A 1,362-nucleotide genomic window follows, 5' to 3' on the forward strand; every position below is an offset into this window, starting at 1 on the left:
CTTAAATGCAAAGATAAACAGCAATAGTTAAAATATCTTTGCATTCATTATAACATATATGATGATAAAAACCATATTTTATAGCGTCATTTAATTAATCAGCAGACACTAGTTATTAACACTAATTCGAGTTGGAGAACTGAATACGTAAACTGTCGAATGAGGGAGTAACGTCCTGAAAGGCATCCTTAATACTCCGACATGCGTGAAAGTTGGCAAAACGGAAGCGTATGAAGCTCGGTGAAGTCGGCAGAATGGCGCCGTAGTGAGGAACACCGAAAGCTGTCCAGAGGTGGACGGTGCGCCAGATATGCCGGAGGTCTACAAGTTACCTATTGATTAGAATGTAGGAATCATCAAGCCTACTGACGAATCTTCGAATGTACGGGTCTATATCGGGGCCGGATAGAAATGTTCGGAGACACAAATAGTGTCGCTACTGTGGGTGAGTAAGACTCTGCCTTTATGAAAGCCCATACGGTGTTACAGGCATCGTTGTGGTAGCAGGCTCATAGAAGAAATCTAAGGGTAAGCATGTATAGATAGCGTATTCGGAACGTAGAAAGCTGGCAACGTGGAGGGTTTGCCCCCATTGAAGCGGATCGAACGGGAAAGTCGCATTTCCGCGATATAAGGGAGATCGTGCCAGTGAGAGCGGTGGCATAGTACCGTTGATGCCGTGACAATAAGCGGTGAAGGGATAGCCACTAGTCATGTAACAAGTAAATCAAATTAACAATGGCGTGGGTTCGGGTAAGACTAAGAGATGTGATTTGCTCCCTATCGGAGGTCACAGACCATGCTGAAGAAAGCGAAGCTGCGGTACAACGAGTATTATGACATGCAAAAAGTGTTCGATTCGTTGTATGCGGCCAGCAAAAACAACAACAACTTTTACAAGTTGCTGGAGATTATCGGTTCTGAAGCAAATATCCGACTGGCGTACCGTAACCTGAAAACGAACGACGGAAGCAATACCGCCGGGCCTGATGGAATGACCATCGACGACATTAAGGAGATGAGTGACGAGCAGGTCGTTCAGAATGTCAGAAACATGCTGAGCGACTACAGACCGAAGCCGGTCAGAAGAGTGTTCATTGATAAGCCGGGTAGCAATAAGAAAAGACCGCTGGGAATCCCATGCATATGGGACAGACTCGTACAGCAATGCATTCTGCAGGTACTTGAGCCGATATGTGAGCCGCAGTTTCATCCTCATTCATATGGGTTCAGACCGAATAGGAGTACCAGCTGTTGTCCGGCAAATTAAATGATGTCCCATCCGGCAGATTATTTCGCGCCGATTTTGGATTTCTACAGATGTGTCAGTCACTTTAAAAGTAACTGTTTCTGCGAATTGTT

1 pseudogene is annotated in these 1,362 nt (G+C 45.3%); it reads left to right on the top strand.

The features are described 5' to 3' along the window. Positions 1-799 precede the first annotated feature (799 nt). Positions 800-1,246 (top strand): annotated as a pseudogene (locus ACTQ1N_RS12630) (group II intron reverse transcriptase/maturase); the annotation flags it as partial. Between the last annotated feature and the right edge of the window lie 116 nt (positions 1,247-1,362).

Origin of the sequence: Porcincola sp. LCP21S3_C12 (genome assembly GCF_052118625.1) — a bacterium.
GTDB lineage: Bacteria > Bacillota > Clostridia > Lachnospirales > Lachnospiraceae > Porcincola.